At 68.9% G+C, this 19,032-nt stretch carries 16 protein-coding genes; 9 read left to right on the top strand and 7 right to left on the bottom strand.

The window, feature by feature from the left end; translation table 11 throughout:
* Positions 1 to 63: 63 nt before the first annotated feature.
* Genes AS181_RS09235 through AS181_RS09245 form a run of 3 tightly spaced genes read left to right on the top strand, consistent with a single transcriptional unit; the run spans position 64 to position 2,447 of the window.
* The gene (locus tag AS181_RS09235) at positions 64 to 666 is read left to right on the top strand and encodes a TetR/AcrR family transcriptional regulator (protein WP_058251287.1); all 603 of its coding nucleotides are present in this window, start codon (positions 64 to 66) and stop codon (positions 664 to 666) included.
* A gap of 22 nt (positions 667 to 688) precedes the next feature.
* A complete protein-coding gene (locus tag AS181_RS09240; protein ID WP_058251288.1) occupies positions 689 to 1,948 on the top strand; it encodes an oxidoreductase in 1,260 nt (419 codons plus the stop codon).
* A gap of 10 nt (positions 1,949 to 1,958) precedes the next feature.
* Positions 1,959 to 2,447 (top strand): DinB family protein, encoded by a 489-nt coding sequence (locus AS181_RS09245; protein ID WP_058251289.1) that lies wholly within the window; start codon positions 1,959 to 1,961, stop codon positions 2,445 to 2,447.
* Positions 2,448 to 2,450: 3 nt separating this feature from the next.
* On the opposite strand, the gene AS181_RS09250 is transcribed toward AS181_RS09245, so the two are convergent.
* Positions 2,451 to 4,028 carry a serine hydrolase gene (locus AS181_RS09250; RefSeq protein WP_058251290.1) on the bottom strand — a complete coding sequence of 526 codons (1,578 nt, stop codon included), beginning with the start codon at positions 4,026 to 4,028 and terminating at the stop codon, positions 2,451 to 2,453.
* Positions 4,029 to 4,240: 212 nt separating this feature from the next.
* On the opposite strand from AS181_RS09250, the gene AS181_RS09255 reads away from it, so the two are divergent.
* Positions 4,241 to 6,295: a prolyl oligopeptidase family serine peptidase gene (locus tag AS181_RS09255; protein ID WP_058251291.1), complete on the top strand. Its 2,055-nt coding sequence runs from the start codon at positions 4,241 to 4,243 to the stop codon at positions 6,293 to 6,295.
* On the opposite strand, the gene grpE is transcribed toward AS181_RS09255, so the two are convergent.
* Positions 6,256 to 6,765, bottom strand: a complete 510-nt coding sequence (gene grpE / locus AS181_RS09260; RefSeq protein WP_058251292.1) for a nucleotide exchange factor GrpE — start codon at positions 6,763 to 6,765, stop codon at positions 6,256 to 6,258. The genes AS181_RS09255 and grpE overlap by 40 nt on opposite strands.
* Positions 6,766 to 6,841: 76 nt before the next feature.
* Here grpE and AS181_RS09265 point away from each other — a divergent pair, with 76 nt between their 5' ends.
* The 5 genes from AS181_RS09265 to AS181_RS09285 all read left to right on the top strand — a co-directional run bounded on the left by AS181_RS09265 (position 6,842) and on the right by AS181_RS09285 (position 14,023).
* Positions 6,842 to 8,518 (top strand): Hsp70 family protein, encoded by a 1,677-nt coding sequence (locus AS181_RS09265; RefSeq protein ID WP_058251293.1) that lies wholly within the window; start codon positions 6,842 to 6,844, stop codon positions 8,516 to 8,518.
* A 27-nt stretch (positions 8,519 to 8,545) separates the two neighbouring features.
* The gene (locus tag AS181_RS09270; protein WP_058251294.1) at positions 8,546 to 10,723 is read left to right on the top strand and encodes a hypothetical protein; all 2,178 of its coding nucleotides are present in this window, start codon (positions 8,546 to 8,548) and stop codon (positions 10,721 to 10,723) included.
* A gap of 104 nt (positions 10,724 to 10,827) precedes the next feature.
* Positions 10,828 to 11,562 (top strand): TerD family protein, encoded by a 735-nt coding sequence (locus AS181_RS09275; protein ID WP_078111705.1) that lies wholly within the window; start codon positions 10,828 to 10,830, stop codon positions 11,560 to 11,562.
* Positions 11,562 to 12,353, top strand: a complete 792-nt coding sequence (locus AS181_RS09280; protein ID WP_058251295.1) for a cyclase family protein — start codon at positions 11,562 to 11,564, stop codon at positions 12,351 to 12,353. The genes AS181_RS09275 and AS181_RS09280 overlap by 1 nt, the downstream gene beginning before the upstream one ends.
* A complete protein-coding gene (locus AS181_RS09285) occupies positions 12,353 to 14,023 on the top strand; it encodes a thiamine pyrophosphate-binding protein (RefSeq protein WP_058251296.1) in 1,671 nt (556 codons plus the stop codon). The genes AS181_RS09280 and AS181_RS09285 overlap by 1 nt, the downstream gene beginning before the upstream one ends.
* Positions 14,024 to 14,113: 90 nt before the next feature.
* Here the strand turns inward: AS181_RS09285 and AS181_RS09290 are convergent, their stop codons facing one another.
* The 5 genes from AS181_RS09290 to AS181_RS09310 form a co-directional block, all read right to left on the bottom strand.
* Entirely contained in the window at positions 14,114 to 15,358 is a 1,245-nt protein-coding gene (locus AS181_RS09290) for an HNH endonuclease (RefSeq protein ID WP_058251297.1), read from the bottom strand.
* A gap of 688 nt (positions 15,359 to 16,046) precedes the next feature.
* Positions 16,047 to 16,859 carry a hypothetical protein gene (locus AS181_RS09295; protein ID WP_058251298.1) on the bottom strand — a complete coding sequence of 271 codons (813 nt, stop codon included), beginning with the start codon at positions 16,857 to 16,859 and terminating at the stop codon, positions 16,047 to 16,049.
* Between the two features lie 26 nt (positions 16,860 to 16,885).
* Complete coding sequence (ppk2, locus tag AS181_RS09300; RefSeq protein WP_058251299.1) at positions 16,886 to 17,836, bottom strand: polyphosphate kinase 2; 951 nt, start codon at positions 17,834 to 17,836, stop codon at positions 16,886 to 16,888.
* 102 nt (positions 17,837 to 17,938) lie between these two features.
* A complete protein-coding gene (locus AS181_RS09305; RefSeq protein WP_058251300.1) occupies positions 17,939 to 18,460 on the bottom strand; it encodes a DUF6764 family protein in 522 nt (173 codons plus the stop codon).
* A gap of 109 nt (positions 18,461 to 18,569) precedes the next feature.
* Positions 18,570 to 19,010, bottom strand: a complete 441-nt coding sequence (locus tag AS181_RS09310) for an SRPBCC family protein (protein WP_058251301.1) — start codon at positions 19,008 to 19,010, stop codon at positions 18,570 to 18,572.
* Between the last annotated feature and the right edge of the window lie 22 nt (positions 19,011 to 19,032).

Below are 19,032 nucleotides of genomic sequence, written 5' to 3' on the forward strand. Positions count from 1 at the left end.
GGTAGCAACTTACGTATTCAATCATTGATTGAAACATCGACTGAACTGTGCTTTCCTCGACGTGTGACCCAGACCACGCGCGCCGGACGCGGTGAGCGCCGCGATTCGACGTCGCTGCCCACCCGCGACGCCCTGCTGGCCGTCGCCGAACGTCTCTTTCTCGCCGAGGGATACGACAAGGTGTCCGTCCGGGCGATCTGCGCGGCCGCCGAGGCGAACCCGGCGGCGGTGCACTATCACTTCGGCACCAAGGACGACCTCACCATCGCGCTCCTGGAGTCTCGCCTGGGTCCGCTGTGGGCCGACCCGCTGGCCTCCCTCGACCCGGCCGGTACGCCGATCGCGCATGTCGTCGACGTTGTGGTGGCCCCCTTCGTCGACCTGCAGTCCGACCCGACCGGACATCTGCACCTACAGCTGCTCGCACGGTTTGTGTTCGCCCATCCCACCGCGAGCTGGACGTCGCGCTGGTTCGATCTCGATCCGTTCGCCGACATGCTCGCCGAGGCCGTCCCCGGCCTGACCGCGAGCGAGGCGCGCCGACGCTGGGCACTCGCCTTCCAGTTGATCCTCCTGCGGTTCGGGGGCACCGAGACCTCGAGCCCCGCCGCGGTGACGGCCCTGGCCGGCTTCGTCACCGCCGGACTGACCGCACCCGCCACGTGAGACACGAGTGAGAGGAACCGTTGTGGACAGCCCCACCACCGGACCGTTCAGCCCCGCCCGGCTGGGACCGCTGCACCTGCGGAACCGCCTGATCAAATGCGCCACCTTCGAGGGGATGACGCCCGACGCCCTGGTGACCGACGAACTCATCGAGTTCCATCGCGAGGTCGCCGCCGGCGGGGTGGCCATGAGCACGGTCGCCTACTGCGCGATCTCACCTGAGGGCCGCACCGACCGCCACCAGATCTGGATGCGCCCCGAGGCGGTTCCCGGATTGCGGAGACTCACCGACGCCATCCACGCCGAGGGCGCACTTGCGGCGGCCCAACTGGGGCACGCGGGCGCGGTCGCGAACTCGGCGTCGAACCGGGCCGCCTCCCTGGGACCGTCACGGATACCCGCGCCGATGGGGATGTCGGTGACCCGTGCGATCAGCGTCGACGACATCGCCGACCTGCGGACCACGTTCCGCCGGGCCGCACGGCTTGCGGTGGACTCCGGCTTCGACGGACTCGAGATCCACTGCGGCCACAACTATCTCATCTCCAGCTTCCTGTCCCCGCTGCTGAACCGGCGTCGTGACGCCTACGGCGGGAGCCTCGTCAACCGCGCCCGCCTCGCCCGTGAGGTGGTCGAGAGCGTGCGCGACGAGGTCGGGGACGAGACTGCGATCTGGGTGAAGCTCAACCTCTTCGACGGCGTCGGCCGGGTCGACCTCGAGCGCTCCCCCGCGGCGCGCGCCCGGGGCCGGGCGAGGCTGAGTGGCTTCAACGTCGACGAGGCATGCCAGGTGGCACAGCTGCTGGAATCCGACGGCCACCTCGACGCCATCGAACCCACCGCGGGAAGTTCACTGCTCAACCCGATGTACCTCTTCCACGGCGAGGCACCCCGCAAAGAGTTCGCCGATGCGTTCTCCGGTGTCATGAAGTACGGACTGAAGGCCTTCGCACCGGTCTTCCTCAAGCACTACCGCTATCACGACGCCTATCTGCTGCCTCTCGCGCGCGAACTCCGCAAGGCCGTCGACCTGCCGCTCATCCTCCTGGGCGGCGTCACCGATCGCGCCTCGATGGACCTCGCGCTCGCCGAGGGCTTCGACTTCATGGCCATGGGGCGCGCGCTCCTGCGTGAACCCGACCTACCGCTGCGCCTCGCCGCCGACCCGTCGACGACGTCGAAGTGCGTCCACTGCAATCTCTGCATGCCGACGATCTACTCCCACACCCGATGCCCGGTCCGGACCGGCGAGGTCCCCGACCCGGTGGCCGCCCACCATTAGGGTGGGGGCCATGCCTCCCCGCCGTCGCAAGGACACCCCGCCACCGGCGACCGGCGGTTCGGAGAAGGAGGTGCTGGTCGGTTTCCTCGACTATCTGCGCGCCTCCGCGGTGGCCAAACTCGACGGCGTCTCCGAGGTCGACGCCCGTGCGGCCGCGGTGCCGTCGGGCACCAGCCTGTTGGGGGTGGTCCGCCACCTGACGTTCGTCGAACGGTTCTTCTTCCTGGGCGAGGACGCGGACGACTGGCAGGCGACGTTCACCTGCCCCGACGACGAGACCGTGGCATCGGTGCAGGCGGCATACCGCCGCGCGGTGTCCGAGGCGGGCGAGGTCATCGACGCCTACACCGATCTCGCCGAGGCGGCGCCCAGGGCGAGCGGACGTCGCTCCTCCCCGTCGATGCGGTGGGCGTTGACCCACATGATCGAGGAGACCGCCCGTCACGCCGGCCATCTCGACATCATCCGCGAGGGCGTCGACGGCCGGACGGGCCGCTGACCGTCAGCGCCGGATGAACTCGCCGTTGCTCTCCTCGTCGTCGTAGTACTCGATCGTCATACGCGGGCCGTCGAACGTGACCTGCGAGATCGAGCCAGGTTCGGCGTTCTCGTTGAGCAGGGTGAAGGTGAAGGTGTTGCCGTCCCAGTGAGTGAGTTCGTGCTTACGGACGCCGCCCGGCCCCATCTCCAGGACGAGCTTCCCGTCGCGTTCGACGACCTCCACCGGTCCGTACACCGCGTTGGCGTAGGTACCCACATACGACGGCAGTGGTTGCGACGGTGCGGGATTCGACGGCGGTTCCTTGCCGACGAGTTCGCCGCTCGGCACGCTCAGGGGCGCATACGCCTTGGCGTAGAGGTCGCGCCAGTCGTTGCGGATCTCGCCGAACTGCACGAGGTCCATGAACTCGGCGGCGATCGAGTCCACCGCACCGAGGGGCGCGGCGTTGGACAGGACGACGATCGCGGTGTCGGCCGACGGCAGGATCGAGAACACCGTGCCGGCGCCCGACGCGAACGCGCCGGCATGGTTGAACTGCGTCCGGGCGTCCTCGGTCACCCCGACGTTGAAACCGTAGCCGTACGATCCGGCGCGATTGTCCGGCGTCTGGGGCGGGCTCGACACGATCTGCGGTGAGAGGGCCGGGAGCAGCGCGTCGGGGGCCACGACCTCCTGGCCGTTGTGCTTGCCCTGCGCCAGCACCATCTTCAGCCAGGTCGCCATGTCGTTGACGTTCGAGCTCACACCGCCGGCGGGTGACTGCGCATCGGGATCGCGCGGGATCGGGGTCTTGACCCACTTGTCGTCTTCCTTGATGTGCCCCACCGCGCGGTCGGCCCGGCGCTCGAAGTCGACGTAGCGGGAGCTGGTGCTGGTCATGCCCAGCGGACCGTAGATGAGGTCCTGCGACAGCGTCGCCCAGTCCGTCCCGGCCTTCACCGCCACCGCCTCGCCACCGGTCGTCACCCCGAAGTTGGTGTAGGCGTAGCTGATCCGGAACGGGTCGAGCGGCATGAAGCGCATGCGCTGCATGATCTCCTGCTGCGAGTACCCCATGTCCTCCAGTTTGTCGCCCGCGTGGTCCGGCAGACCGGATCGGTGCGAGTACATGTCGCCGACGGTCACGGTGCGCGTGACGTACGGTTCGGCGAGCGCGAACCACGGCAGCGATTCCACGATCGGCATCTCCCACGTCACCGTCTTGTCGGTGACGGCGGCCGCGACCACCGTCGATCCCACCGACTTCGACACCGACGCCAGCTGGAAGACGGTGTTCGGGTCGACGGCCTCACCGGTCGTGATGTCCTTGACGCCGAACCCCTTGGCGTACTTGGTCTCCCCACCGGACACGACCGCCACGGCCACACCCGGGATCTTGGTCGACTCCATCATCGAGTTGACCAGGTCGTCGAGTTGCCCGACCGCCTTGTCGACCGCATCGGCCGGCAGCGGTTCGGCGGCGACGGCATTCGGGTTCTCCAGAGACTCCGATGCAGACGGTGGCGCCCCGGTGCCCGACGACCCGCTGTCGCAAGCCGCGACGAGCGCAACCACGGCGACGACGGAACAGGTGGCCATCGAGAGGCGGGCCCATCGCGACGTCCGTGGGGGTTCATGGCCGGGACAGCGGGCGGGAACGGAATGGGCAGTGGCCATGGGGGTCTCCTCGACGTCGCTGCGTCACGATACCCCGCGCGGACAACCTGTAGTGGGCGTTTTGCCGGGGCCGACACCGTGAGCGCTCCTGCGCGGAGCACGGTCGCGACGGCCGCCCGCGTAGTTTGGACGCCATGACCGAGCACGGCTACGACGCCCCCACGTCCGACACCGACCCGTACCTGTGGCTGGAGGACGTCACCGGCGACGACGCGCTGTCCTGGGTGCGCGCGCACAACGAGCCCACGGTGGCGGCGCTGACGTCGTCGGAACGCTTCCGCGAGTTGGAGGCCGCAACGCTTGCCGCCCTGGACACCGACGACCGCATCCCCTACGCGCGTCGCCGCGGGGAGTACCTGTACAACTTCTGGCGCGACGCGACCAACCCGCGTGGTCTCTGGCGTCGTACGACGTACGACTCCTACGTGACCGACACCCCCGACTGGGATGTCCTCATCGACGTCGACGAACTCGCACGCGCCGAGGACGAGAACTGGGTGTGGGCCGGCGCCTCCGTACTGCGCCCCGAGTACGAGCGCGCGCTGATCTCCCTCTCGCGCGGCGGCGCCGACGCCTCCGTGGTCCGTGAGTTCGACATCCCGTCGCGCACCTGGGTCGCCGACGGCTTCGAGCTGGCGGAGAACAAATCCGACGTCGGGTGGATCGATCGTGACACCGTCTACGTCGGAACGGATTTCGGCGTGCAACCGGACGGGCTGAGCTCGCTGACCGACTCCGGCTACCCCCGCATCGTCAAGCGCTGGACGCGCGGCACCCCGCTGTCGGATGCCGTGACGGTCTTCGCGGGCGAGACCGGGGACGTGTCGGTGCGGGCGAGCTACGACAGCACACCGGGATTCGAACGCCACTTCGTCGGTCGCGCCACCGACTTCTTCAACTCACTCGACTACGAACTGCGCGACGGCCGCCCCGAGTTGCTCGACGTGCCCACCGACGCGCACGCCGGGGTCCGGATGAACTGGCTGCTGGTGCTCACGCGATCGGAGTGGGAGATCGACGGCACCGCGCACGCACCGGGCACACTGCTGGCCTTCGACTACGAGGCCTACCGGGCGGGCGACCGCGACGCGGCCGTGCTCTTCGCGCCCGATGCGCACACGAGCCTCGTCGACTACGCCTACACGCGTACGCATCTCATCATCGTGAAGCTGCATGACGTGCACACCCGGGTCGAGGTACTCGAACTCGGCACCTGGCAGGCCGTGGACATGCCGGGTCTGCCCGACCTCGCCACGGTCTCGGTCCTCGACACCGATCCCGACGAGAGCGACGAGGTGTTCTGGTCGGCGACGTCGTTCACCGATCCGCCGAGTCTGCTCCACGGCCAGAGCGGCCGGGCTCCGGAGGTCATCAAACACAGCCCCGCGTTCTTCGACTCCGACGCGGTGACCGCCGAGCAGCACTTCGCGACGTCCGACGACGGCACGCAGGTGCCGTACTTCGTGGTGCGTCGGCGCGACGTGTCCCAGGGACCGACGCTGCTCTACGGCTACGGCGGATTCGAGAACGCCCTCACCCCGAGCTATCTCGCGATCGCCGGGCAGAGCTGGATCGAGCGCGGCGGGATCTACGTCATCGCCAACATCCGGGGCGGCGGCGAATACGGCCCGTCGTGGCACACCCAGGCGCAGAAAGCGGGACGGCACAAGGTGTACGAGGATTTCGCCGCCGTCGCGCGTGCCCTCGTCGACACCGGACTCACCACTGCGTCACAGCTGGGCGCCCAGGGCGGTTCCAACGGCGGGTTGCTCATGGGAGTGATGCTGACGCGCTATCCCGAGCTGTTCGGCGCTCTGGTCTGCCAGGTCCCGCTCATCGACATGAAGCGCTACCACCTCCTGCTGGCCGGGGCGTCGTGGATGGCCGAGTACGGCGACCCCGACGACCCCGAACAGTGGGAGTTCATGAAGCCGTTCTCGCCCTATCAGAACGTCGACGCGGACGCGACATACCCGCCCATCCTGGTCACGACGTCGACCCGCGACGATCGCGTCCACCCCGGTCACGCGCGCAAACTCGTTGCCCGCCTGGAGGAAACCGGTCACGACGTGCAGTACTACGAGAACATCGAGGGCGGCCACGGCGGCGCGGCGGACAACAAGCAGGCCGCGTTCAAATCGGCCCTGGCCTACGAGTTCCTCTGGCGGACACTGTCTCCCGAGGACTGACCGCTCCGGAAGACCACCACTGCCGCCGGCCGGACCGAGCGCTCGCCGACGACCAGCCCGGGACGGAGCAGCTCGGCGACGGTGCGGTCCGCGGAGGTGTCGTCGGTCGGATGGACGTCGACCGCCTCCATGGTGCGGGCATCGAAGTCGGTCCCGGCCGGCGGTGCGACGACCGCTCCCCCGCGGCCGACGATGAGGCGTTCCAGTCCGGCGCGCAGCAGCTCGAACGCCGGCCGGTCGGCCTCCGACGCCGAGACCGCACACGTCGCCGCGTCGGTGTGGAGTGCGAAGAGGTCGACCAGCAGGGCGGTGTCCGCCCCGGCCGCGGCGGCCGGGGATCTGGCGGCGTCGACGAGCCGCTCGATCGTCCTGGTCTGCCGCGCAACCACGAGGGCGAGGTCGGACACCTGCTCGCCCAACTGCGCGAGCCCGTCGATTCGCTCGGGCACATCACCCTCCGGAGACGTCATTCCGCCAGCGTAATCAACTCCACCGGCCGATCGTCCGGCACCGGCGAGACCGTCTGCGCTGCTAGCATCCCCGGTCGTGGGCGTAATCGGGATCGACCTCGGAACCACCAACTCGGCGCTGGCGAAGATCGACGCCAACGGCCGCCCGGAGGTGATCGTCGGACTGACCGGCGCACCGACCACCCCGTCGACGGTGTTGCTGACGTCGCCGACGGATCACGTCGTCGGCGAGGGGGCCCGCCGGCAGGCCAGGCTCGACCCGGAGAACGTCTGCAGCCTGGTGAAGCGGCGGATGGGCGATGCCCAGTGGCGTTTCGTCGCGCACGGCCAGACGTGGTCGGCGCCGGCGATCTCGGCACTCATCCTCAAGTCGCTGATCTCCGACGCCGCGTTCGCCGGCGAGCAGGTCGAGCGCGCCGTGATCACGGTGCCCGCCTATTTCGGCGACGAGGAGCGGCGCGCGACGATCCAGGCCGGCACGTACGCCGGCCTCGAGGTCGCGGGGGTCCTGTCCGAGCCGATCGCCGCCGCTCTGTCCTACGGCTTCAGCCGCCTGACCGACCCGCTGGCCAAGGGCACACCCGACGAGACGGTCCTGGTCTACGACCTCGGCGGCGGGACCTTCGATGCGACGGTCATCGAACTCGCCGACCGCCGGATCACCGTGCTCGCCGTCGACGGCGATCACCAGCTCGGCGGTGCCGACTGGGACGAGCGGTTGGCGCTGCACCTCTCGCGCACGTTCTGCGCCGAACACCCCGACGCCGAGGACCCGCTCGACGACTCGGCCGGCTCGCAGTCGCTCATCCTCGCCGCGGAGCGCGCCAAACACGAACTGACCGAGTCGGATTCGACCTCGGTCATCGTCGCCCACGACGGCGCCCGGTCGGTCATCACGCTCACCCGGGCCGAACTCGAGGAACTCACCCGTCCGCTGCTGGCCCGGACCGTCGAACTCACCCGGTCATGCCTGGCCGCCGCCGAACGCCGAGGCGTGTCAGCCGTCGACCGTGTCCTGCTGGTCGGCGGTTCGTCGCGGATGCCGATGGTCGCGCGGGAACTCGCCGCCGCACTGGGCACGACACCGGAACTGAACGACCCCGACCTCGCTGTCGCCCGCGGGGCAGCGATCTACGGCGAGAAGCTGGAGATCGAACGACTCGTCCGCGCCGACCTCACGACCCGCGGACGCCTGCGCGAGGACCGCGGTCTCGACGGCGTCGCACCGGCCGACCTCGACGAGTCCTGCACCCGGGTCGCCCACGCGTTCGCGCTGCCCGTCAGCAGTGTCCGCCGCATGCTCGAGGTCGTCGTGGACACAGTGGTCTCCCGCGGTTTCGGGGTGCTGGCGGTCAACGGCCACAACGGCGAACTGGAGGCCAGCTGGCTGGTCCAGCGGAATTCGACGCTCCCGATCCGGGTGCGACGGTCGTTCGGGACCATGCGACGCGACCAGTCCCGCATCGAGCTGGTCGTGCTGGAACAGCAGGGGCAGGCCGCCTCCCCGCGACCGGAGGACGCCAAGGTCCTCATCGAAGGAGCGATCACCGACATCCCGCCCGGATACGACGAGGGCAGCGAGGTGTCGGTGACCTTCGAGATGGCCTTCGACGGCGTCCTGCACGTCACCGCTTTCCACGTCGATGCGCAGATTCCGCTCACATTGTCGGCCAAAACCGGTGCCTCGCTGTCGAAATCGGAGGTCGAGCGCGAACTCGATCAGGTCCACCGCTCCCGGCGCCGCGACCACTGACGGCCTCCGCCGGAGGAGAGAGACCTGATGGAACCGTTTGTCGGCAACGACTATCGCAAACGTGTGCTCGCCGCGGTCGAGAAGCGCGGAGGCCCGAGCGAATCGGATTCGTTCGAACTGTATGACCTCCCGATCGAGGAGGCCGAGCGACTCGACGACGCCGCGGTGGCCGCCCGACTCGACGAGGTGTGGGCCTTCTGGCAGAAGCAACGCGACCACCCGAAGTACCGCATCCTGGTGGCCCGGTTGGTTGCCGAACACGACGAGCGGTCGGCGCCGTTGCGGCACAAGACCGGTCGGATCGCCGAGGCTCGTGCGGTGAGCACCCGACGCGAACTGCGCGATCAGCAGCGATTCGAACTCCTCGACAACGCGATCGCGCGGCTCAACGAGCGCTACGGCGGAATCCCGAGATCCAAGCGCGCCGGGCTCGACGAGATCGGCGCCATGGGCGGCCTCGATCCGGCCGAGATCGACACCCGACTGCGGCGTCATCGCATCGTCGACGACGCCCCGCCCGCGTCGGCCGAACCCGCGCCGCCGCGGGTGTCCTTGTCGGCGCAGCAACGCGGTCAGATCGCCGACCTGCTCGCCGAGTTCGACCGACTCCGCGACGGCGATCCCACCCCGACGCTCCTGACCCTGCTACACCTCGACACCGACGCCGCCGCCGATCGCGGCGTCATCGAGTCGCGGGCCGTCGCGCTCAACGAACGAGCCCGTGAGCTCGCCGCCGGCCGCTTCCGCGCGGTCCTCGACGAGCTGCTGGTCCACGTCCACGACGTCCTGCTCTCCGATCCCGTGCTGGCGCAGGAGTATCGGCAATCGGTCGTTGACGCCGTGACCGACCATCTCCGACCACGGGTCCGGGCCGCGGTCCTGGTCGAGGACGAACTGGGTGCGCAGGACCATGAGTTCCTGCTCGACGAGGCCCGCACCCGCGGACTCGGCACACGCGATGCGCGCACCGTGATCGCCGGACTCGCCGCCGAATTCGGAGCAGCCGTGAGCCCACCGGCCGGCCCCCCGCCGTCGGCCGAGTCACCCCCGCCGTCGGCCGAGCCACCCACGCCGCCGGCCGAGCCTGTCGAGGTCCCCCCGCCGAAGCGGCTGTGGGAGAACGATCTCCGCGCCGCCCGCGCTGCCCTGCGCGACGGCCTGCCCGTCCGGGCGCGTGCGGCCATCGCCGATGCGCGTGCCGGAGCCGGCGACGATGCCGCTGCGCTCCGGCAGATCGCGGCGGTCGCCGACGAGGTCGAACGGGTCATCGCGCAGGCGGTGGCGGACTCCCGCCGGGCTCGGGACCTCGCGGACGAGATGCGCCACGTCGCGGCGCTCGAACTGCTGGAGGACGTGTTCCGGCGAGCCCGGGACATCGACCGTCTTCCCGACTCGGGCGGGTCGCTCCAGGCCCGCCTCGAGGCGTCGCGAGACATCGTCGCCCAGGCGGGCGAGATCGCGCGGTCGGCATCCGCGAGCAACCCGGCGAGCCTCACCGCCGCTGCCGTGATGCGACGTCGGATCACCGATCACGAGGGCCTCAACTCGGCGGCAACGGTGCTGACCGTGGAGCCGCCGCGCAACGTCCGGTTCGTCGCCGAGAGTGGTGCGATCACCGTCTCCTGGGATCCGTCCGCGACGGAGTCGGTGACCTACCGCGTCGTGCGCATCGGGTTCGACGGGTCGACCCGGACGCTCGGCCGCACCGCAGGGACCGAACTCTCCGACGGCAGTCGGCCCGACCCGGTGCCGCCGGTGTACGAGGTCACCGCCGTGCTGGCCGGAAGCCAGTCCGCCCCCGCCCGCTCCGACGCCACCCCCGTCCCGGCCGCCCCCGCTCCGGCGACCACAGCGCCGCAGCCGCCGGCGACCCCCCATCCGGATGACCCGCCGCCGATCACCGCGGTCCGCGTCGACGCCGACACCGTGCGCTTCGAGTGGCCGGCCGGTGTCACCGAAGCGATGGTGGTCATTCGGGCGGATGCCGCTCCGGAACACCCCGCCGACCCGGCGGCGGTCGCGTCGAAGATCACCAACACCCGGTACCAGATCGACGACGGCTACCCGATCCCCGCGAACGTCCCACGTCCGTGCCATGTCGCCGTGGCCAGCTGCCGCCGGAATCCGCAGGGGCAGCTCGACGTCGCATCGAGTTTCGGTCCGTCCGCGCGGGCTCACGCCCCGGCAACGGACACCGGCCGCTGACGATGGTCCACTACGCTGGGCGCCAACACCTGCGGCGAGTGTGTGTTCGCCGTCCGATCATCGCACCCGACGACGATGTCACCACGACGAGATGAGGAACCGAGATGGGGATCGACTACACGAAGCGTCCGAAGGCCCAGCCGCCGCAGCCGCCCGCCCAACCCCCGGCCGCTCCCGCGGGTTACGGCCAGCAACCGCCCACCCCCGCGGGCTACGGTCAGCAGCCGCCCGCGCCGCCGGTCTCGCTGTCGAAGATCACCCTCACGAAGTCGGCGCCGAGCATCTCGCTGAGCAAGCAGGGTGCGACCTCCGGTCAGGTGCGTGTCAATCTGAGCTGGACGTCGAACTCCAAGGGCGGCGGGCTCTTCCGCAAGGCGCAGGGTATCGACCTCGACCTCGCCTGCCTGTGGGAGTTCACCGACGGGAGCAAGGGCATCGTGCAGGCCCTGGGCAACTCGTTCCGGGCGCCCCGTGACGGACAACCGATCATCTACCTCGACGGCGACGACCGGTCGGGTTCCGGCGGCGAGAACATGTACATCGACCTCTCCGCGACCGACCGGATCCGCCGGATCCTGATCTTCGCCTACATCTACGAGGGCACCCCGAACTGGGCCGGCGCCAACGGCGTCGTCACCCTGTTCCCGGCCAACGGCCCGGAGATCGAGGTCCGGCTCGACGAAGCGGATCAGTCGGCGCTCTCGTGCGCGATCGCCTTGTTCGAGAACCGTGGTGGCGAGCTGGTTCTCAACCGCGAGGTGCGCTACATCCGCGGGGCACAGGACAAGGTCGACGAGGCGTACGGCTGGGGCATGAACTGGCGCGGAGCGCGCAAGTAGTGGCCGACTCCACGACGTCCGACCGGTTGGCCAGCTTTGTCGCCGGTCTGGCCGATGGCTCCCTGCGAGTCATCGACCTGACGACCCCGCTCAGTGCGGCGACGCCCGCGCTGCGACTGCCCGCCCCGTTCGCGAACCTGATCGACTTCAGACTCGAAGAGGTGAGCGCCTACAACGAGCCGGGACCGTACTGGCGGCACAACAACATTCACACCGGCGAGCACATCGGCACCCATCTCGACGCACCGATCCACTGGATCAGCGGACGCGACGGGGACGACGTCTCGCAGATCCCGGTGCAACGGCTGATCGGCCCGGCGGCCGTCCTCGACCTGACCGATGAGGTCGCCGACGAGCCGGATCATCTCCTGAGCGTCGCCGAGGTCGAGGCCTGGGAGACCGAACACGGTCGCCTCACCGCCGGCACCTGGTTGCTGTTGCGGACCGGTTGGGAGTCGCGGGGCGGCTCCGAAGCCGAGTTCCTCAACGCCGACGACACCGGGTCGCACACCCCCGGGGTGTCGGTGCAGTGCGCGCAGTGGCTGGCCACCGAGCGCGAGATCACCGGCCTCGGCGTCGAGACCGTCGGCGTCGACGCAGGTCTCGCGGGCGGTTTCGATCCCGCGTTCCCGGTGCACTACCACTTCCTGGGCAACGACAAGTACGGGCTGACCTCGCTGCGCAACCTCGGCTCGCTCCCGCCGACCGGCGCGGTGATCGTCGTGAGTCCGTTGCCGATCGTCGGCGGCACGGGCAGTCCGTCGCGCGTGCTGGCGATCGTCGAGAGTTGATGGCGGCACCCGGCCGCTACGGCCCGACGGTCGCCGACGTCGCGGGCCGCGTTCTCGCCGATCTCGGCGTCGGCCATGCCTTCGGTGTGGTCGGCAGCGGGAACTTCGTGCTGACCAACGCCCTTCGGGCCGGCGGTGTCTCGTTCACCGCCGCCCGCCACGAGGGCGGCGCGGCCAGCATGGCCGACGCCTATGCGCGGATGTCGGGACGGGTGGGCGTGCTGTCGGTGCACCAGGGCTGTGGGCTCACCAACGCGATGACCGGCATCGCCGAGGCCGCCAAGAGCCGCACGCCGATGATCGTGCTCACCGCCGATGCACCCGCGTCGGCGTTGCGGTCGAACTTCCGCATCGACCAGGAGGCGCTCGCCGCGAGCGTCGGCGCCGTGAACGACCGCGTCTACGGACCGGGCACGGTGGTGGCGGATGTGACCCGCGCTTTCCGCACCGCGGTCACCCAGCGCCGGACGGTCGTTCTGCACGTCGCGATCGACATCGCCGCCGCCGCAGCGGGTTTCGAGGGACCTGTCGAGCTCTCCGTCGAACCGCCGCGGCCGCGTCCCGACACCCGGTCGGCGGCCCGCCTCGCCGATGCGATCCGCGGTGCGCGGCGTCCCGTCTTCGTCGCGGGCCGAGGGGCGCGCTCCGCCGGTCCCGAAATCGCGGCCCTGGCCGAGGCCGCCGGTGCGCTGGTGGCGACGTCGGCGGTCGCGAACGGCCTGTTCGCGGGAAACCCGTTCTCGTTGGGCATCTCCGGCGGCTTCTCCTCCCCCACCACCGCCGAGCTGATCGCCGACGCCGACCTCATCGTCGGATGGGGTTGCGCCCTGAACATGTGGACGATGCGGCACGGCCGACTCATCGGCACGGACACGACCGTGGTGCAGGTCGACGTCGACATCGACGCCATCGGCGCGCATCGCCCGATCGACCTCGGGGTGGTCGGCGACTGCGGTGCAACGGCGACGGATGTGCACACGATCCTCGCGGCCGATGGCGGCCCCACCGGTTATCGCACCGAGGAAGTCAGGGAACGGATCTCGGTGTCATCGAGGTGGCAGGACGTCCCCGTCACCGGCGAGGTGACCGCCGGCCGGGTCGATCCGAGGGCACTGACCATCGCGCTCGACGAGATCTTGCCCGCCGACCGCGTCGTCTCCATCGACTCCGGCAACTTCATGGGTTATCCGTCGACGCATCTGTCCGTGCCAGACGAGTTCGGCTTCTGTTTCACTCAGGCCTTCCAGTCGATCGGGCTGGGCCTCGGGACGGCCATCGGCGCGGCGTTCGCGCAACCGGACAGGGTCCCGGTCCTCGGCACCGGCGACGGCGGATTCCTCATGGCCATAGCCGAACTGGAGACCGCCGTACGTCTGGCACTGCCGCTGGTCGTGATCGTCTACAACGACTCCGCCTACGGGGCCGAGGTGCACCACTTCGGCGACGCCGACATGACGACGGTGACGTTCCCTGAGGTCGACATCGCCGCGATCGCCCGTGGACACGGCGCGACGGGCGTGACGGTCACCGGCCTCGACGACCTCGACGAGGTACGGGACTGGGTCGCCTCGCTGCCCTCACCCGAACCTTCCGGGCCTCTCGTCATCGACGCCAAGATCACCGACGACGGCGGCGCCTGGTGGCTCGCGGAGGCCTTTGCCGGGCACTGACCCCGCCGGGATCGCCTCACACTGTGGAGTTGTCAAAGGTCGTGTGGCGCCGGGGTGTCGACGCCGGAGGGTCTGGTCTGCGCGGGGCAGTTATACGAGGGCGTCGTCGAGTCGCATGGTGCGTCGGTTGTAAGCGGGTCGGGGCAGGCGTCGGGGGTCGATGTCGGCGGGTGGGATCAACCACGGGTGCCGGTCGGGACCCATCACCACCTGCCAGCCGTGATGATGAACCTGGGTGTGACAGCGTTGGCACAACAGGCACCCGTTGTCCAGATCTGTGGGACCACCATCGACCCAATGGACCAAGTGGTGAACTTGCGTATGCGCTGCTGGCGCACCGCATTTCACACAACACCGATCGCGCACGATGATCGCCTGCCGCAGATGGTGCGGGAACAGGCGTTTCGTGGTGCCCATTTGTAGCGGCACGCCTTCGTCGTCGAGGACGATCTCGGCCACCCCACCATCACACGACAGCCGTCTTGTCGTCGACTCCGAGACCGCCCCCATCCACGGCAGCCGTGCCGGATCAGCGCCGTCGGCGGGGATGGTCACCATCAGTTGGGTGCGGGGTGCGCCGGCGGTGGTCATCGCCGCGCCGATCGCGGCTTGATCCAACAGCAACTCCAGCGCATCGGCGCGTCGCTCGGCCGCACCGCGACGATCGGCAGCGCCGTCGGGTTCGGGACGCGGACAGGACCGTTCGTCGATCATGGACACGAACTTCTCTCCGATCACCGCGGTCACATCTCCGGCGATCGCGACCCGCCCGTCTTCGGTGATCCTGGTGTGCACGGTGTTCAGCGACGCGTCATCGGCCGCCGGCACGGTGCTGGGATCGGTGTCGGCGACCCGCTGGGCGATCCCGCGGGCGTGGTCGTCGATCTCGGTCGGGGTGGCGCCGGAGAATGCCTGCGCAAGCAACTCGCTCTCATATCCGCTGCGCTCGTCGTCGAACAGCGGTGACGCGGATCGCTTGTTCACCAGGGTGATTCCACGGATCACCGCGTCGACACACTCGGCAGACAGATAGCCTTCGGCAGCACAGTCGGCGACCTTCGCCACCGACTCCAGCCCGCCGGCGATCCGCACATAGCGGTACGCGGCCGCGGGGGGCATGCCCATCTCGATCAGTGAGTTCCGTGTGGTCGACCCCGCCCGCGCTGCCGCACCCGTGGCGTCGAAAAGTGCTGTATGTACGGCGATCTGGTGATCGAGCACGTTACGCAGCATCCGCAGCTCGTCGAGCCGCTCGTGCAGAGCACGGCCACTGCCGTCGTCGGGTGGCTGTTGCAGTGAGATGAGGGTGTCGCGTAGTTCGGTGATCGAGGGCATGACACCAAGCTACTCGCAATCACGTTCGACGACGAGATTTCTCCACAGCCCTCGTTGTCATCGAATCCTGTTGCACCGCAGTCGCTGTCACTCACGTCTCAGCGGTGAACGGTGATGAACTGTGGTGAACAAAAACCCCACCAGTCACATAGGGTCAGCGTCTGCGACCCAACAACCACCGTGGTAGAGCTCAGACGAACTGCTTCAGCGAGCCGGCCCGACCTCGCACTGCATCCGGCTCCGACCGATGAACTCGAACTCGACGGATGCACTTCGATCGAAGTCCATCGGTCGAGTTGAGGTCCATCAGCCGGGGGTGCTCGGCGGACCCTGCGTGACGCGCCCTCCGCAAGCTCCGGCCACTCCTCAGGGAACGGGCGTGACGCACACTCCGGGCAATCCTCAGTATCCGAGGCCTGGCGACCCGTCGTGGAGACGAAAGAACTCCGCTCCCTGAGGAGGCCGGAGCTTGCGGAGGCCGTCACGAAGGGTCCTGGCGAGATGCGTCGCCAACCCTTCGAGGCTCGTCGCTATCGCTCCTCGCGCCTAAGGGAGCAGAGGGAAGGCATCGCCGGCGCTCCTCGCGCCTCAGGGAGCAGAGGGAAGGCATCGCCGGCGCTCCTCGCACCTCAGGGACCAATGGTCATGTCGTTCTTCGGATCTGGGAGCAGGGTTGACGCACCCTCCCTCAGCGCCGCCCGATGATCAGCCGTCCCAGGATCCCGACGGCGAACATCGCGACGCCCACGCCGCCGACGATCAGTGCGACCCGGGTGACGTCGTCGTAGGCGCCGTCGATGATGAGCTCGGCGACCTGGCGGCCCGAGCGCTCTGCGCCGGCCACCTCCTGCTTGGCGCGGTCGGCGAAGAACAGGCCCATGGCCCAGGTCGAGACGCCGGCTGCAAGCACGCCGAGCCCGAGCCACGCGAAGACGGTTCCGCGTCGTCGGGCGATCAGCAGCGCGAGCACGGCTGCGATCACGGCCACCGCCGCCGAGCCCCAGGCGAGCAGCGTGATCTGGCTACCCACCTCCGCGTACCGGCCCGCCTCGAGGCCCGAGGAGCCGTTGGTCAACTCGACGACCACCGGCCCCTGGATCGCGTTGCCACCGGTCAGGTTCAGGGAGCGGTTGATCATGTTCGTGATGTCGAGTTGCATCACCGAGGTGTCCGAACCGGGTGCCGGCTCCTCGAACAGGAACGCGTGCTGCTGGCCGACGACATCGGCGAAGTCCTGCTGGAACTGTTCACTCTCGGTGTAGCGGCCCGCCAGCGGCCGTACCAGGACGCCGGCGATCGGCAGGTCTGTCCGCGCGGTCGCCTGCGCGGCGATCTCATCTGCGAGGTAGTCCTTGACCTGCTGGTTCTCGGCCATCGGCGCGACCGTGGCGACGAACCCCGCCTGGTCGACGATGCGTTGATCCAGCCAGAAAGACGGTACGGCGAGAACGGTCGCCGCGATCGCGACAAGTGTCAACAGGGCACTCAGGAAGCTACGCACAGCCACGAGGCTACCGAGCCGGGGAACTACTCCCCGATCACATCCGCGGCGCGGCCGACGATCAGCGGGTCGGGCGTGCCCACGAAGGACTCGTTCTTGCCGTCGTAGTCGAAGAGACTCAGCACGTGACGCATGGCGTTGATGCGCGCCCGCTTCTTGTCGTTGGACTTCACCACCGTCCAGGGTGCGTGGTCGGTGTCGGTGGTGGCGAACATCGCCTCTTTCGCCTCGGTGTAGGCATCCCACTTGTCCAGCGACGCCAGGTCCATGGGCGACAGCTTCCACTGGCGCACCGGGTCGATCTGACGGATCGCGAACCGGGTCCGCTGCTCGAGCGGGGTGACCGAGAACCAGAACTTGACCAGGTTGATCCCGTCGTCGACGAGCATCTTCTCGAACGCCGGGACCTGGGCGACGAACTGCGTGTACTGCTGCGGACTGCAGAACCCCATGACCCGTTCGACGCCGGCGCGGTTGTACCAGGAGCGATCGAAGAACACCATCTCCCCGCCGGCGGGCAGGTGCTGCACATACCGCTGGAAGTACCACTCGGTGGCCTCGCGTTCGCTGGGCTTCTCCAGGGCGATCGTGCGTGCGCCGCGCGGGTTGAGGTGCTCGTTGAATCGTTTGATGGTGCCGCCCTTGCCCGCCGCGTCTCGGCCCTCGAAGACCAGCAGATGCCGCTGCCCGGTCTGCTTGGACCACTTCTGCAGCTTCAGCAGTTCGATCTGCAGCCGCCGCTTGGTGACCTCGTACTCGCGGCGGCTCATGCGCTCCTCGTACGGGTAGTCCTCGCGCCAGGTGTCGACGACATTCCGTTCGGGCAGGGTCAGCAGGACCGGGTCGTCGTCATCGTCGTCGTTGACCGTGAAGTGCGTGGTGTCGTGGAGGTCGACGAGTTGCTGAAGTGCTTCGCGGCCGTTGAGCACGCTGAAGTCGGGGCCGATCTGTGTCTCGGGATCGTGGAGGTCGGTCACTCCACAACGATAGGTCGAAGCGGCGAACGACGCCCGACGCTCCGGTGAACTACCGTCGCGCCGGGCGTGTTCTGTCTCTCAGGTGTCGTGAGGTGGAGCCGCTCAGTTCCGCAGGTCGATCGAACCGGCGTGCAGACATGCCTTACCCGTGCTGGTGTCGAACGCGGTCGCGAAACCGCCACTGCAGCGGGCACCTTCGGGACCGGCGTAGGCCTCGCCGCCCCAACCGCCGATCGCGACCGTCGTACCGCCGCGACGCGCCTGCGCGACGGACAGCGCGCTCGGGCCGGTCGTGACCGAATAGGCGTTGCCCCGGCTGTTGGCGCCGGCGAGCGCCGTCGAACCGGGCTGCAGGTTGTAGGCCGCGGCGTTGCCGCCGTTGTCCGAGACCGAGACCGCGGTGCCCCGACCGCTGTATTCGTCGGCACTCGCGCGACTGCCGACTCCGGCCTTGGCGCCGCAACCGCTGCGCCCCTCGACACGCTCGACCTGATGACCGTTCGACACCGAGCAACGCGTGTCCGCCGCGGCGACCCCTTCGCCCGACAACCCGGCGAAACCAACACATCCGGCGAGCCCCGCCGCCAGGACCAGGCCGCGAACGGCAAACTTCTTGATTCTCAACTGCTTTGGCCTCCATAGCTCGGGCGCCCGGTAAGGAACGCCCTCAGCGTACAGGGGCCGGCGCCGTGGAGGAGACGATCGACTCGTCACGTCCCGGTCACGATCGTCCTCAGGCCGCCGCGCGCTTCTCCACTTCCGCGGTGAGTCCCTTGCGCGCGGTGTCCACGGCCATCTTCTGGGCGCGTTTCACGATGAGTCCGGGCAGCTTGATCTTCAGCTCGACGGCCAGGTCGAAGCGGACATGGGCACCCTTGTCGGATTCGGTGACGGTGTACTTGCCGTGCTGCTCGCTCAACTGATTCGACTCGATGAGGTGCCATTCGCACGAGTTCTCGGTCCAGTCATAGGTGCAGGTCTGCTCGTCGGAGATACCCGCGGCGGTGACGACCATCCGCACCTTCTGCGGCGTGCCGTCGTCGTAACTGGACAGGATCTCGGCTTCCTTGTGCGGTCCCGACCAGTCCGGTAGGGACTCGATGTCCATGAGCACTTCCATCACCACCGAGACGGGGGCGGCGACGTCGAATTCGATGTTCGCTGAGACAGCCATGCGCTGAACCTACCGCGCGCCC

The sequence above is a fragment of the Gordonia sp. SGD-V-85 genome (genome assembly GCF_001456905.1).
In the GTDB taxonomy this organism is placed as follows: Bacteria; Actinomycetota; Actinomycetes; order Mycobacteriales; family Mycobacteriaceae; genus Gordonia; species Gordonia hongkongensis.

Bases quoted from the DNA above. Each gene is read 5' to 3' on its own strand.
- AS181_RS09285 (WP_058251296.1), top strand. From the start codon at position 12,353: ATGGCGGCACCCGGCCGCTACGGCCCGACGGTCGCCGACGTCGCGGGC.
- AS181_RS09290 (WP_058251297.1), bottom strand. From the start codon at position 15,358: ATGCCCTCGATCACCGAACTACGCGACACCCTCATCTCACTGCAACAG.
- AS181_RS09275 (WP_078111705.1), top strand. From the start codon at position 10,828: ATGGGGATCGACTACACGAAGCGTCCGAAGGCCCAGCCGCCGCAGCCG.
- AS181_RS09310 (WP_058251301.1), bottom strand. From the start codon at position 19,010: ATGGCTGTCTCAGCGAACATCGAATTCGACGTCGCCGCCCCCGTCTCG.
- AS181_RS09245 (WP_058251289.1), top strand. From the start codon at position 1,959: ATGCCTCCCCGCCGTCGCAAGGACACCCCGCCACCGGCGACCGGCGGT.
- AS181_RS09270 (WP_058251294.1), top strand. From the start codon at position 8,546: ATGGAACCGTTTGTCGGCAACGACTATCGCAAACGTGTGCTCGCCGCG.
- AS181_RS09255 (WP_058251291.1), top strand. From the start codon at position 4,241: ATGACCGAGCACGGCTACGACGCCCCCACGTCCGACACCGACCCGTAC.
- AS181_RS09250 (WP_058251290.1), bottom strand. From the start codon at position 4,028: ATGGCCACCTGTTCCGTCGTCGCCGTGGTTGCGCTCGTCGCGGCTTGC.
- grpE (WP_058251292.1), bottom strand. From the start codon at position 6,765: ATGACGTCTCCGGAGGGTGATGTGCCCGAGCGAATCGACGGGCTCGCG.